11 protein-coding genes and 2 rRNA genes (1 of these 13 only partly in view) are annotated in these 12,374 nt (G+C 63.5%); 12 read left to right on the forward strand and 1 reads right to left on the reverse strand.

The annotated features are described in order from the left end of the window. From ACFPFG_RS21570 to ACFPFG_RS21625, 12 genes are all read left to right on the forward strand, one after another. Positions 1 to 1,815 (forward strand): 23S ribosomal RNA (locus ACFPFG_RS21570); it begins 1,061 nt to the left of the window's first position. Positions 1,816 to 1,940: 125 nt separating this feature from the next. Beyond that, a 5S ribosomal RNA gene (rrf, locus tag ACFPFG_RS21575) occupies positions 1,941 to 2,053 on the forward strand. Between the two features lie 300 nt (positions 2,054 to 2,353). Further along, the gene (locus tag ACFPFG_RS21580) at positions 2,354 to 2,755 is read left to right on the forward strand and encodes a MerR family transcriptional regulator (RefSeq protein WP_183018951.1); all 402 of its coding nucleotides are present in this window, start codon (positions 2,354 to 2,356) and stop codon (positions 2,753 to 2,755) included. Between the two features lie 36 nt (positions 2,756 to 2,791). Beyond that, the gene (locus ACFPFG_RS21585; protein ID WP_183018950.1) at positions 2,792 to 3,250 is read left to right on the forward strand and encodes a PaaI family thioesterase; all 459 of its coding nucleotides are present in this window, start codon (positions 2,792 to 2,794) and stop codon (positions 3,248 to 3,250) included. 43 nt (positions 3,251 to 3,293) lie between these two features. Beyond that, the gene (locus ACFPFG_RS21590; RefSeq protein ID WP_013800381.1) at positions 3,294 to 4,481 is read left to right on the forward strand and encodes an isovaleryl-CoA dehydrogenase; all 1,188 of its coding nucleotides are present in this window, start codon (positions 3,294 to 3,296) and stop codon (positions 4,479 to 4,481) included. Positions 4,482 to 4,536: 55 nt separating this feature from the next. Beyond that, complete coding sequence (gene can / locus ACFPFG_RS21595) at positions 4,537 to 5,199, forward strand: carbonate dehydratase (protein WP_183018949.1); 663 nt, start codon at positions 4,537 to 4,539, stop codon at positions 5,197 to 5,199. Between the two features lie 33 nt (positions 5,200 to 5,232). Continuing rightward, positions 5,233 to 7,020 (forward strand): bifunctional isocitrate dehydrogenase kinase/phosphatase, encoded by a 1,788-nt coding sequence (gene aceK, locus ACFPFG_RS21600; RefSeq protein WP_183018948.1) that lies wholly within the window; start codon positions 5,233 to 5,235, stop codon positions 7,018 to 7,020. A 46-nt stretch (positions 7,021 to 7,066) separates the two neighbouring features. Continuing rightward, on the forward strand, positions 7,067 to 8,248 hold the full coding sequence (locus ACFPFG_RS21605) for an acetyl-CoA C-acyltransferase (RefSeq protein WP_183018947.1): 1,182 nt from the start codon (positions 7,067 to 7,069) through the stop codon (positions 8,246 to 8,248). A 52-nt stretch (positions 8,249 to 8,300) separates the two neighbouring features. Then, positions 8,301 to 8,924: a pyridoxamine 5'-phosphate oxidase family protein gene (locus ACFPFG_RS21610; protein WP_197954764.1), complete on the forward strand. Its 624-nt coding sequence runs from the start codon at positions 8,301 to 8,303 to the stop codon at positions 8,922 to 8,924. A 28-nt stretch (positions 8,925 to 8,952) separates the two neighbouring features. Further along, positions 8,953 to 9,615, forward strand: a complete 663-nt coding sequence (locus ACFPFG_RS21615) for an SDR family oxidoreductase (RefSeq protein ID WP_013800385.1) — start codon at positions 8,953 to 8,955, stop codon at positions 9,613 to 9,615. Between the two features lie 66 nt (positions 9,616 to 9,681). Then, positions 9,682 to 10,812: an acyl-CoA dehydrogenase family protein gene (locus ACFPFG_RS21620; protein ID WP_197954768.1), complete on the forward strand. Its 1,131-nt coding sequence runs from the start codon at positions 9,682 to 9,684 to the stop codon at positions 10,810 to 10,812. A gap of 142 nt (positions 10,813 to 10,954) precedes the next feature. After that, positions 10,955 to 11,746 carry an alpha/beta fold hydrolase gene (locus ACFPFG_RS21625; RefSeq protein ID WP_197954770.1) on the forward strand — a complete coding sequence of 264 codons (792 nt, stop codon included), beginning with the start codon at positions 10,955 to 10,957 and terminating at the stop codon, positions 11,744 to 11,746. Positions 11,747 to 11,767: 21 nt separating this feature from the next. On the opposite strand, the gene ACFPFG_RS21630 is transcribed toward ACFPFG_RS21625, so the two are convergent. Continuing rightward, positions 11,768 to 12,265: a DUF421 domain-containing protein gene (locus ACFPFG_RS21630; RefSeq protein WP_380108196.1), complete on the reverse strand. Its 498-nt coding sequence runs from the start codon at positions 12,263 to 12,265 to the stop codon at positions 11,768 to 11,770. Between the last annotated feature and the right edge of the window lie 109 nt (positions 12,266 to 12,374).

Here is a 12,374-nt window from a genome sequence, read left to right on the forward strand (position 1 = left end):
AGCCATCATTTAAAGAAAGCGTAATAGCTCACTGATCGAGTCGTCCTGCGCGGAAGATGTAACGGGGCTAAGCCAGTTACCGAAGCTGCGGATTTGCAATTTATTGCAAGTGGTAGGAGAGCGTTCTGTAAGCCTGTGAAGGTGCCTGGTAACGGGTGCTGGAGGTATCAGAAGTGCGAATGCTGACATGAGTAGCGTTAAAGGGGGTGAAAAGCCCCCTCGCCGTAAGCGCAAGGTTTCCTACGCAACGTTCATCGGCGTAGGGTGAGTCGGCCCCTAAGGCGAGGCAGAGATGCGTAGCTGATGGGAAACAGGTCAATATTCCTGTACCGATGTGTAGTGCGATGTGGGGACGGAGAAGGTTAGCTCAGCCAACTGTTGGATATGTTGGTTCAAGCCTGTAGTCGTGCCTGGTAGGCAAATCCGCCGGGCTTAGATGAGGGGTGATAACGAGTCTGCTTGCAGACGAAGTGAGTGATACCCTGCTTCCAGGAAAAGCCACTAAGCTTCAGCTACACACGACCGTACCGCAAACCGACACTGGTGCGCGAGATGAGTATTCTAAGGCGCTTGAGAGAACTCTGGAGAAGGAACTCGGCAAATTGATACCGTAACTTCGGGAGAAGGTATGCCGCAAGTAGGTGAACTTGAACAAAGGGAGCCCAAAGCGGTTGCAAAAAATCGGTGGCTGCGACTGTTTAATAAAAACACAGCACTCTGCAAACACGAAAGTGGACGTATAGGGTGTGACGCCTGCCCGGTGCTGGAAGATTAAATGATGGGGTGCAAGCTCTTGATTGAAGTCCCAGTAAACGGCGGCCGTAACTATAACGGTCCTAAGGTAGCGAAATTCCTTGTCGGGTAAGTTCCGACCTGCACGAATGGCGTAACGATGGCCACACTGTCTCCTCCAGAGACTCAGCGAAGTTGAAATGTTTGTGATGATGCAATCTCCCCGCGGAAAGACGGAAAGACCCCATGAACCTTTACTGTAGCTTTGTATTGGATTTTGAACGGATCTGTGTAGGATAGGTGGGAGGCTTTGAAGTGAGGACGCTAGTTCTCATGGAGCCGACGTTGAAATACCACCCTGGTGCGTTTGAGGTTCTAACCCAGGTCCCTTATCGGGATCGGGGACAGTGCATGGTAGGCAGTTTGACTGGGGCGGTCTCCTCCCAAAGCGTAACGGAGGAGTTCGAAGGTACGCTAGTTACGGTCGGACATCGTGACGATAGTGCAATGGCATAAGCGTGCTTAACTGCGAGACTGACAAGTCGAGCAGATGCGAAAGCAGGACATAGTGATCCGGTGGTTCTGTATGGAAGGGCCATCGCTCAACGGATAAAAGGTACTCTGGGGATAACAGGCTGATACCGCCCAAGAGTTCATATCGACGGCGGTGTTTGGCACCTCGATGTCGGCTCATCTCATCCTGGGGCTGTAGTCGGTCCCAAGGGTATGGCTGTTCGCCATTTAAAGAGGTACGTGAGCTGGGTTTAAAACGTCGTGAGACAGTTTGGTCCCTATCTTCCGTGGGCGCTGCAGATTTGAGGAAGCCTGCTCCTAGTACGAGAGGACCGGAGTGGACACACCTCTGGTGTATCGGTTGTCACGCCAGTGGCATTGCCGAGTAGCTAAGTGTGGAAGAGATAACCGCTGAAAGCATCTAAGCGGGAAACTCGTTTCAAGATGAGATCTGCCGGGGCCTTGAGCCCCCTGAAGAGTCGTTCAAGACCAGGACGTTGATAGGCTGGGTGTGGAAGCGCAGTAATGCGTTAAGCTAACCAGTACTAATTGCTCGTGAGGCTTGACCCTATAACTTTGATGACGTTGATCATCAAGGTGGTTATGCCAAGTAAGGCGCAGTCAAAATACAAAGCTGATTACAGACTCTATGAATTCGTTGTGTTGCTCGGTGAGCAGCATGACAACAAGTTATGCCTGATGACCATAGCAAGTTGGTACCACTCCTTCCCATCCCGAACAGGACAGTGAAACGACTTTGCGCCGATGATAGTGCGGGTTCCCGTGTGAAAGTAGGTCATCGTCAGGCTCTTACAGCCCAAGAAACCCCGTAGCCCAAAGCTACGGGGTTTTTTGCATTGGGCTGTAGGGAACGGGGAAACAGGCTGAACCGCCAAAACGGACAGCCAAAACGAACATCCAAAAAGGACATCCCAAAAAAAGAGAGCGCTGACGCGCTCTCTTTTTTTATGCCTGCATGGCTTCTTTCTCGGCACCCGGATGCGACATCCGGCGCAGTTTCCTGCAGCTAATTCCGCTAGCATTGACGTTAACGTCAACGTCGCATTCCCATGGCCGCCGGCTGTGGATGCCGGCGGACTCTCCAGCCATGTCGACTACCTACACCATCAGCGATCTTGCCAAGGAGTTCGATCTCACGACCCGGGCCATCCGCTTCTATGAGGACATGGGCTTGCTTGAGCCCGAGCGTGCCGGGCCTGGCGGGCGCAACCGTGTCTACAGTCCGCGTGATCGCACCCGATTGCGCCTGACCTTGCGCGCGAAGCGCCTGGGGCTGTCTCTGAACGAGGCCAAGGAGATCATCGATCTCTACGACAGCCCCCGCGACACGGGCGTGCAACTGCGCAAATTCCTGGAAGTGCTGGCTGTGCACCGCCGCCAGCTCGAGGACCGCCTGGCCGATCTGCAGGCCAACCTGGCCGAGGTGCGGGAGCAGGAATCCGAGGCCCGCACTCTGTTGAAACACCTGGATGGGAAAAATGCCTCATAATTGACGTTTACGTAAACGTAATTTGTGAGGCCTGTCTTGACCACGCTCCGACTGGAACCTGCCAACAGCGACTTTGCCCGCCGTGTGCGAGACAGTTTTGCACGCCAGGGCGCGATGCACACCCTGGGCGCCGAGCTGTTCCTGCTGGAGCCCGGAGCTGTCGATGTCTGTCTGGACTGGGCGCCAGGGCTGACGCAGCAGCATGGCTTTTTGCATGCCGGCATGGTTTCCACGGCGTTGGATTCCGCCTGCGGCTATGCAGGGCTGACCCTGATGCCGGCCGATGCTGCCGTGCTCACCATCGAATTCAAGATCAATCTGCTGGCCCCCGCCAAGGGCCAGCGCTTTCGCATGGAAGGCCGGGTGATCAAGCCGGGCCGCACGATCATCGTGACCGAGGGGCGCGCCTATGCCATCGACGAAGGCCGCGAAAAACTGATTGCCACCATGGGTTGCACGCTGATGTGCGTGCAGGGCCGCGATCTGGCCGACTGAGCCGGGCGGCGTTCTTTCACCAAATTTCCACAGGAGACACGAGATGAGCCTTTCCAACCTGCCGGGCCTGAACTTCCAACTGGGCGAGGACATCGACGCGCTGCGCGATGCCGTGCGCGAGTTCGCACAGGCCGAGATTGCACCGCGCGCCGGCGAGATCGACCGCGACGACCAGTTCCCCATGGACCTGTGGCGCAAGTTTGGCGATCTGGGCGTGCTGGGCATCACCGTGTCCGAGCAGTACGGCGGCGCCGACATGGGCTACCTGGCCCACATGGTGGCGATGGAGGAAATCTCGCGTGCCAGTGCCTCGGTGGGCCTGTCCTATGGCGCGCACAGCAATCTTTGCGTGAACCAGATCAACCGCAACGGCAACGAGGCGCAAAAGGCCAAGTACCTGCCCAAGCTGATCAGCGGCGAGCATGTGGGCGCGCTGGCCATGAGCGAGCCCGGCGCCGGCTCGGACGTGATCAGCATGAAGCTCAAGGCCGAGGACAAGGGCGGCTACTTCCTGCTCAACGGCACCAAGATGTGGATCACCAATGGTCCCGATGCCGACACCCTGGTGGTGTACGCCAAGACCGAGCCCGAGCTGAACGCCCGCGGCGTGACCGCCTTCCTGATCGAGAAGGGCATGAAGGGATTTTCCATTGCCCAGAAGCTGGACAAGCTGGGCATGCGTGGCAGCCACACGGGCGAGCTGGTGTTCGAGAACGTCGAGGTGCCGGCCGAGAACGTGCTGGGCGGGCTGAACAACGGCGCCAAGGTGCTGATGAGCGGCCTGGACTACGAGCGTGCCGTGCTGACCGGCGGGCCGCTGGGCATCATGCAGTCGGTGATGGACAACGTCGTGCCCTACATCCATGACCGCAAGCAGTTCGGCCAGAGCATTGGCGAGTTCCAGCTCATCCAGGGCAAGGTGGCCGACATGTACACCGTGCTGCAAGCGGGTCGCTCCTTTGCCTATACGGTCGCCAAAAACCTCGATCTGCTGGGAACGGAGCATGTTCGCCAGGTCCGCAAGGACTGCGCCAGCGTCATTTTGTGGTGCGCCGAGAAGGCGACATGGATGGCCGGCGAAGGCGTTCAAATCTATGGAGGTAATGGGTATATCAACGAATACCCACTGGGTCGCCTCTGGCGGGATGCGAAACTCTACGAGATCGGCGCCGGCACCAGCGAGATCCGTCGCATGCTGATCGGCCGCGAGCTGTTCGCAGAGACCTGCTGATCCTGCACCCGCCTGCCGCGCCGTTCTTGAGTTTGACCCAACAAAAGGATTGCTTATGAGCACAACCTCCATCGAAGAACTGTTTGTCCACAACCGCGAATGGGCCCGGCAGATGGAGCGTGACCGGCCCGGTTTCTTCACCGGGCTGTTGTCGCAGCAAAAGCCCCGCTACATGTGGATCGGCTGTTCCGACAGCCGCGTCCCTGCGAACCAGATCACGGGCCTGGAGCCTGGCGAGGTGTTCGTGCACCGCAACGTGGCCAACGTGGTCGTGCCCAGCGACCTGAACTGCCTGTCCACCATCCAGTACGCGGTGGACCAGCTCAAGGTCGAGCACCTGATGGTCGTGGGCCACTACGGCTGCGGCGGCGTGCTGGCGGCACTGGAGGATGTGCGCGTGGGCCTGGCCGACAACTGGATCCGCCATGTGAAGGATGTGCGCGACAAGCACCAGGCGCTGCTGGCCAGCCTGTCCCCGCAATGGCGCCATGACGCGCTGTGCGAGCTCAATGCCATCGAGCAGGTGATCAACGTGGCGCAGAGCACGGTGATGCAGGATGCCTGGGCACGCGGCCAGAAGGTCACGCTGCACGGCTGGTGCTATGGCCTCAAGGACGGCCTGATCACCAATCTGCAGATGACCGTGCCCGGTGTCGGCGGCATCGCCAACATCCATGCCGAGGCTGTCGAGCTGGTCGCCAGCCGCCAGCGCGACTGAGCGGCCATGGCAGGCGGGACCCCGGGAGACTTCATGCCGATGCCTGCCCAGGACACCTTGCTTGCCCACGACATCGCGCGGGCGATGATGGATGGCTTCAACCGCCATTACCGCCTGTTCCGCGCCGAATCCGCCCGGGCCAAGCACCGCTTCGAAACCGCCGACTGGCTGGGCCAGCAGCGTGCCCAGCGCGAGCGCATCGAGTTCTACGACCTGCGCGTGCGCGAATGCGTGCGCCGGCTGGAAAAGGAATTTGCGGCGGGCGCCCAGCCCATGCCGGTCTGGCAGCAGATCAAGCGCCACTACATCGGGCTCATGGTCAACCACCTGCAGCCGGAGCTGGCCGAGACCTTCTTCAACTCGGTCACCACCAAGATCCTGCACCGCACGCATTTCCACAACGACTTCATCTTCGTGCGGCCCGCCGTCAGCACGGAATACATAGAGAACCAGGAGCCGGCTGCGCGCCCGGCCTACCTGGCCTTCTACCCCACGCGCGAGACGCTGCCGCAGACGCTGCGCGAAGTCGTGGAGCAATTCGCGCTGCAGCGCCCCTTCGAGGACCTGGAGCGCGACATCGCCCGCCTGGCCGAGCGCCTGGAGCCGCAGCTGCAGGCCATGCGCCTGTACGCCAACTTCCAGATCCAGGTGCTGTCCAGCCTGTTTTTCCGCAACAAGGGCGCCTACATCGTCGGCAAGATCATCAACGGCTTTGCCGAGCTGTCCTGGGCCGTGCCCATCCTGCACGGCGACAACGGCCGGCTGGTGCTGCATGCGGCCCTGTTCGGCGAGAAGGACTTCCACGGCCTGTTCAGCTTTGCGCGCGCCTACTTCATGGTCGATACCGACGTGCCCAGCGCCTACGTGCAGTTCCTGCGCAGCCTGATGCCGCGCAAGCCGCGCGCCGAGCTGTACAACGCCCTGGGCCTGGCCAAGCAGGGCAAGACGCTGTTCTACCGCGACTTCCTGCACCACCTGCGCCATTCGCGCGACCAGTTCCGCATCGCACCCGGCATCAAGGGCATGGTCATGCTGGTGTTCGACCTGCCCAGTTTTCCCTATGTGTTCAAGCTCATCAAGGACCGCTTCGCCGCGCCCAAGGAGATCACGCGCGAGCAGGTCAAGGCCAAGTACCGCCTGGTCAAGCAGCACGACCGCGTGGGGCGCATGGCCGACACGCTGGAGTACAGCCTGGTCGCCTTCCCGCGCGAGCGCTTTTCGGATGCGCTGATCGCCGAGATCCTGGAGCATGCGCCCAGCCAGGTCGAGATCAGCGACCGCGACGGCGATGGCCGGCAGGAGGTCATCATCTCCCACCTCTACATAGAGCGGCGCATGGTGCCGCTGAACATGCTGCTGCAGGAGTGCTTCGATGACGGGCTGGACCTGCCGGCACCGCGGCAGCGCCTGGAGAGCGCCGTGATCGAGTACGGCAATGCCATCAAGGACCTGGTCGCGGCCAACATCTTCCCGGGCGACATGCTGTGGAAGAACTTCGGCATCACGCGCGGCGGCAAGGTGGTGTTCTACGACTACGACGAGATCGAATACCTGACCGACTGCAATTTCCGCCAGGTGCCCGCGCCGCGCAACGAGGAGGACGAGCTCAGCGGCGAGGTCTGGTACCCCGTGGGCCCGCGCGATGTGTTCCCGGAAACCTTCGCGCCCTTTCTGCTGGGCAACCCGGCCGTGCGCGAAGTCTTCATGCGCCACCATGCCGACCTGCTCGACCCCGCCTTCTGGCAGGCGCACCAGCAGCGCATCCGCGAAGGCCATGTCCACGATGTCTTCCCCTACGAGCGCAGCCGCTGGCTGGCCTGACCCGTTTTCCCTTTCTTTCACCATCACGACAACCCAGGAGACAAGCATGCAAGACCCCATCGTCATCGTCGGCGCAGCCCGCACCCCCATGGGCGCCTTCCAGGGCGACTTCGCCGACCTCGCGGCCCATGATCTGGGCGGCGCCGCCATCAAGGCGGCCGTGCAGCGCGCGGGGGTTGCGCCCGAGAAAGTGGACGAGGTGCTGTTCGGCAACTGCCTGATGGCGGGCCAGGGCCAGGCGCCCGCCCGCCAGGCCGGCTTCAAGGGCGGCCTGCCGCGCAGCACGGGCGCCGTGACCCTGTCCAAGATGTGCGGCGCCGGCATGGAGGCCACCATCCTGGCGCACGACCAGCTGGTCGCAGGCAGCCGCGATGTGGTGGTCTCGGGCGGCATGGAAAGCATGACCAATGCGCCCTATCTGCTCAAGAAGGGCCGTGGCGGCTATCGCATGGGCCACGACAAGGTCTATGACCACATGATGCTCGACGGCCTGGAAGACGCCTACGAGCCTGGCCGCTCCATGGGCACTTTTGGCGAGGACTGCGCTGCCAAGTACCACTTCACGCGCGAGCAGCAGGACGCCTACGCCATCGAAAGCGTCAAGCGCGCCCAGGCCGCCACGGAAAGCGGCGCCTTCGCTGCCGAGATCACGCCCGTCACCGTCTCCACGCGCAAGGGCGACGTCACGGTCAGCATCGACGAAGGCCCGGCCAAGGCCAAGCTGGACAAGATCGCCAGCCTCAAGCCCGCCTTCAAGAAGGACGGCACGATCACGGCCGCCTCGAGCTCCAGCATCAACGACGGCGCCGCCGCCCTGGTGCTGATGCGCGAGTCCACGGCCAAGGAACTGGGCTGCAAGCCGCTGGCGCGCATCGTCGCCCATGCCACGCATGCCCAGGAGCCGGAATGGTTCACCACGGCACCCGTGGGCGCCACGCAGAAGGCCCTCAAGAAGGCCGGCTGGACGGCGGCGGACGTGGACCTGTGGGAAGTCAACGAAGCCTTTGCCGTCGTGCCCATGGCCCTGATGGCCGAGCTGGGCGTGCCGCGCGACAAGGTCAACGTCAACGGCGGCGCCTGTGCGCTGGGCCACCCCATCGGCGCCAGCGGTGCGCGCATCCTGGTCACGCTGCTGCACGCCCTGCAGGCGCGTGGCGGCAAGCGCGGCCTGGCGACCTTGTGCATAGGTGGCGGTGAAGGCACCGCAATGGCGATAGAACTCGTCTAAGCTCGGGTCCTTCGGGCGCATCGCCTGCCTGCCTCATCGAGCCCTCCACACCATGATCACCAGCGAAGAACAGTTGCGCAGCCTGTATGCCATGCCGGCCGAGAGGGCCTTGCTCAAGCAGCAGGTGGACCTGGACCGGCACTGCCTGCGCTTCATCGCGCTGTCGCCGCTGTGCATCGTGGCCACGGGGGGCGGGGCGGGCGCGATGATGGATGCCTCGCCGCGCGGCGGCAAGCCGGGCTTCATCAAGGCGCCCGACAACCAGACGCTGCTGATTCCCGATTCGGGCGGCAACAACCGCCTGGACAGCTTCAGCAACCTGATCGCCGATCCGCGCATCGGCCTGCTGTTCATGGTGCCGGGTTTCGACGAGACCCTGCGCGTCAACGGCGTGGCCAAGCTGCGCGACGAGGCCCACTACACGGCGCTGTTCGCCAGCGAAGGCTTCCGGCCCAAGATCGTTCTGGAGATCCAGGTGCAGGAGGCCTATCTGCACTGCGCCAAGGCACTCATGCGTGCCCGGCTCTGGAAGCCCGAGTCCCAGGTGCCGCGCAACGTCATGCCCTCGGTGAACCAGATGGTCCACCAGCAGATCGGCCTGCCTGCGCCCACCGAGACGCAGGAGGCCATGGTCGAGCGCTACGAAAAGCAGATCGCGGGCGAGCAGGGCCGCTGACCGCATTCCATTTGAAAGGTCGAAAGACATGGCAGTCACTCTGGTGTTGGGAGCCTCGCGCGGGCTTGGTTTTGCCTTGGTAGAGGCCTATGCGGCCCAGGGCCGCAGCGTGGTCGCCACGGTGCGCAGCGAGGCCGACCGCGAGCGCGTCGAGGCCACGGGCGCCAAGGTGCTGCTGGTGGATGTGGCCGACCCGGCCAGCGTCAGCGGCCTGGCCTGGCAGCTCGACGGCGAGAAGATCGAGCTGGCGCTGTACGTGGCCGGGGTGTGGGATGCCCACAGCTCGGCCACGCCGCCCACGCGCGAGCAGTTCGACCGCGTCATGCACACCAATGTGCTGGGCGCCATGCAGGTGCTGCCCCAGGTGGCGCCGCTGGTCGAGGCGGCGGGCGGCGTGTTCGGCCTGTTCTCCAGCCAGATGTCGCTGCTGGCCGACGCCGAATCCGACGCCTGGCTCTACCGCGTCAGCAAGGCCGCGCTCAACATGGTCGTGGCCAGCGCCCAGCCGCAATGGCCCGGTGCCACCGTGGTCGCGCTGGACCCGGGCTGGGTGCAGACCGACATGGGTGGCGCGGCCGCCACCTTCACCGTCGAGCAAAGCGTGCAGGGCCTGGTGCGCACGCTGGCCGGCGTCACGCCGGCCGACCGGGGCCGCATGCTGCGGCATGACGGGCAGCGCATCGCCTGGTAGATCCGACGGTAGATCCGGCCAGCGCAACGGACAACGAACAACGAAACAAGAATCAGGAGACAAGACATGCTGCTCAACGCAGACCAGGAAATGATCCGTGATGCGGTGCGCGACTTCGTGCGCACCGAAATCACGCCCCATGCCGCACGCTGGGACAAGGAACACCACTTTCCCAAGAACGTGCACCAGGGCCTGGCGGCGCTGGGCGCCTACGGCATCTGCGTGCCCGAGGAGTACGGCGGCGCCGGCCTCGACTACCTGAGCCTGGCCCTGGTGCTGGAGGAAATCGCAGCCGGCGACGGCGGCACCAGCACGGTGATCAGCGTGACCAACTGCCCCGTCAACGCCATCCTCATGCGCTATGGCAGCGAGGCGCAAAAGCAGCAATGGCTGGCTCCGCTGGCGCGCGGCGAGATGCTGGGCGCCTTCTGCCTGACCGAGCCGCATGTGGGCTCGGATGCCTCGGCGCTGCGCACCACGGCCACGCGCGACGGCAGCGACTACGTGATCAACGGCGTCAAGCAGTTCATCACCAGCGGCAAGAACGGCGACGTGGCCATCGTCATCGCCGTCACCGACAAGGCTGCTGGCAAGCGCGGCATGAGCGCCTTCATCGTTCCGACCTCCGCACCCGGCTACCAGGTGCTGCGGCTGGAGGACAAGCTGGGCCAGCACAGTTCGGACACGGCCCAGATCCAGTTCGAGGGCTGCCGCATCCCCGCGGCCAACCTCATCGGCGCCGAGGGCGAGGGCTACAGGATTGCGCTGTCGGCGCTGGAAGGCGGGCGCATCGGCATTGCCGCGCAGAGCGTGGGCATGGCGCGTGCGGCCTTCGATTGCGCGCTGCAGTACTCCAAGGAGCGCGAGAGCTTCGGCCAGCCCATCTTCAACCACCAGGCCGTGGGCTTTCGCCTGGCCGACTGCGCCACGCAGATCGAGGCCGCGCGCCAGCTGATCTGGCATGCGGCCAGCCTGCGCGATGCCGGCCTGCCCTGCCTCAAGGAAGCAGCCATGGCCAAGCTCTTTGCCAGCGAAATGGCCGAGCGCGTGTGCAGCGCCGCCATCCAGACCCTGGGCGGCTATGGCGTGGTCAACGATTTTCCCGTCGAGCGCATCTACCGCGATGTGCGCGTCTGCCAGATCTACGAAGGCACGAGCGACGTGCAGAAAATTCTCATCCAGCGCGCCCTGGCCTGAGGCCAATTCCCCACGCTGCGGGTCGGGCCGGATGGCCCTGACACCCGCAGGGCTTAGCATGGAGCGTCGCCGGGAAGGCGCCCGGGAGAGGCGGGCGGCCGTTTCCGGCAGGTTTGTGACCACCTTCGCAGGAGATCCCGACATGCCCATCGCTTCCGTCAACGGCCAGAACCTGTACTACGAGGACACGGGCGGGAGAGGCCCGGTCCTGGTGTTTTCGCACGGGCTGCTCATGGACCACACCATGTTCGCCCCCCAGGTCCAGGCACTGCAGGGGCGCTTTCGCTGCATCAGCTGGGACGAGCGCGGCCATGGCCAGACGGCAGACCCCGAGCAGTGCGCACCCTTCGACTACTACGACTCGGCCGACGACCTGGCCGCCCTGCTCGAGCACCTGGGCGTGGAGCGCGCGGTGCTGGTCGGCATGTCGCAGGGCGGCTACCTGTCGCTGCGCTGTGCGCTCATCCACCCCGAGATCGTGCGCGCGCTGGTGCTGATCGACACCCAGGCCATGCTGGAAGACCCCGAGCAGATGCCCCACCACGAAGCCCTGCTGCGCGCCTGGATGGAGCATGGCCTCAGCGACGACATGGCGACCACGGTGGAGCGCACCATACTGGGCCAGGGCTGGAGCGGCGCGGCGGCCTGGCGTGCCAAATGGAAGAAGGCCACGCCCATCAACCTGGGGCAGAGCTTTCTGGCGCTGGCCCAGCGCGATGACATCAGCCCGCGCCTGCCCGACATCCATGTGCCGGCCCTGGTCATCCATGGCACGGACGACTCCGCCATCACGCCCGACCGTGCACGCGCCATGGCCAAGGCCTTGCCCAGGGCGCAGTGGGTGGAGGTGCCGGGTGCCGGCCATGCGGCCAACCTCACGCATCCGCAGCCCGTGAACCTGGCCATCGAGCGCTTCCTGGAGCAGCTCGACTGACAGGGCCTGCCGGGCCGGGGGTCAGACCGGCGGATCGCCGTCGTTCTCGCTGTCGCGGCGGCGCAGGACGACGGTGATGCTGCCGTCGGTCTCCAGCGTGGCGCGCTCCACCTCTCTGAGGTGCAGGCAGCCGCCCGCACGCAGCGCGGCCTCGATATCGTCGCGCGTGATGCGTTCCTGGCGCATCAGATCCTTGTTCAGGTGTCCGTCCCTGATCAGGGCCTTGGCCTTGCCGTCGATGAGCCGCTCCAGCGCGGGAAAGCGGAAGGTCAGCCAGGACAGCAGCAGATGGCACAGGATCAGCGTGGAGGCCGAGACCATGCCGCCGATCAGCGAGTTGTCCCCGGCATTCATGGAGTTCTGCACCGCATTCGACAGGATGAGCAGCAGCACCAGGTCAAAGGGCGCGTACTGCCCCGTCTGGCGCCGCCCCGTCAGCCGAAGGAACACCAGCAAGAACAGGTAGACGGCCACGCCGCGCACCACGAACTCCCACCACGGGACCGACATTGAAAACATGGGCTCTCCTTACAGGCCCGAGGGCCCGCGGTCAGTATCATGGCCCGCCTGTCCTCCATCAAGAACCCGGTCGCAGCAAGGCGGCCGTGACTGACATGCATTCCTGCTC

The organism is Delftia deserti (assembly GCF_042653485.1).
Lineage (GTDB): Bacteria > Pseudomonadota > Gammaproteobacteria > Burkholderiales > Burkholderiaceae_C > Comamonas > Comamonas acidovorans.

Coding starts and splice junctions, on each gene's coding strand:
- ACFPFG_RS21605 (WP_183018947.1), top strand. CDS start 7,067: ATGCAAGACCCCATCGTCATCGTCGGCGCAGCCCGCACCCCCATGGGC.
- aceK (WP_183018948.1), top strand. CDS start 5,233: ATGCCGATGCCTGCCCAGGACACCTTGCTTGCCCACGACATCGCGCGG.
- ACFPFG_RS21590 (WP_013800381.1), top strand. CDS start 3,294: ATGAGCCTTTCCAACCTGCCGGGCCTGAACTTCCAACTGGGCGAGGAC.
- ACFPFG_RS21630 (WP_380108196.1), bottom strand. CDS start 12,265: ATGTTTTCAATGTCGGTCCCGTGGTGGGAGTTCGTGGTGCGCGGCGTG.
- ACFPFG_RS21610 (WP_197954764.1), top strand. CDS start 8,301: ATGATCACCAGCGAAGAACAGTTGCGCAGCCTGTATGCCATGCCGGCC.
- ACFPFG_RS21620 (WP_197954768.1), top strand. CDS start 9,682: ATGCTGCTCAACGCAGACCAGGAAATGATCCGTGATGCGGTGCGCGAC.
- ACFPFG_RS21580 (WP_183018951.1), top strand. CDS start 2,354: ATGTCGACTACCTACACCATCAGCGATCTTGCCAAGGAGTTCGATCTC.
- ACFPFG_RS21625 (WP_197954770.1), top strand. CDS start 10,955: ATGCCCATCGCTTCCGTCAACGGCCAGAACCTGTACTACGAGGACACG.
- ACFPFG_RS21615 (WP_013800385.1), top strand. CDS start 8,953: ATGGCAGTCACTCTGGTGTTGGGAGCCTCGCGCGGGCTTGGTTTTGCC.
- can (WP_183018949.1), top strand. CDS start 4,537: ATGAGCACAACCTCCATCGAAGAACTGTTTGTCCACAACCGCGAATGG.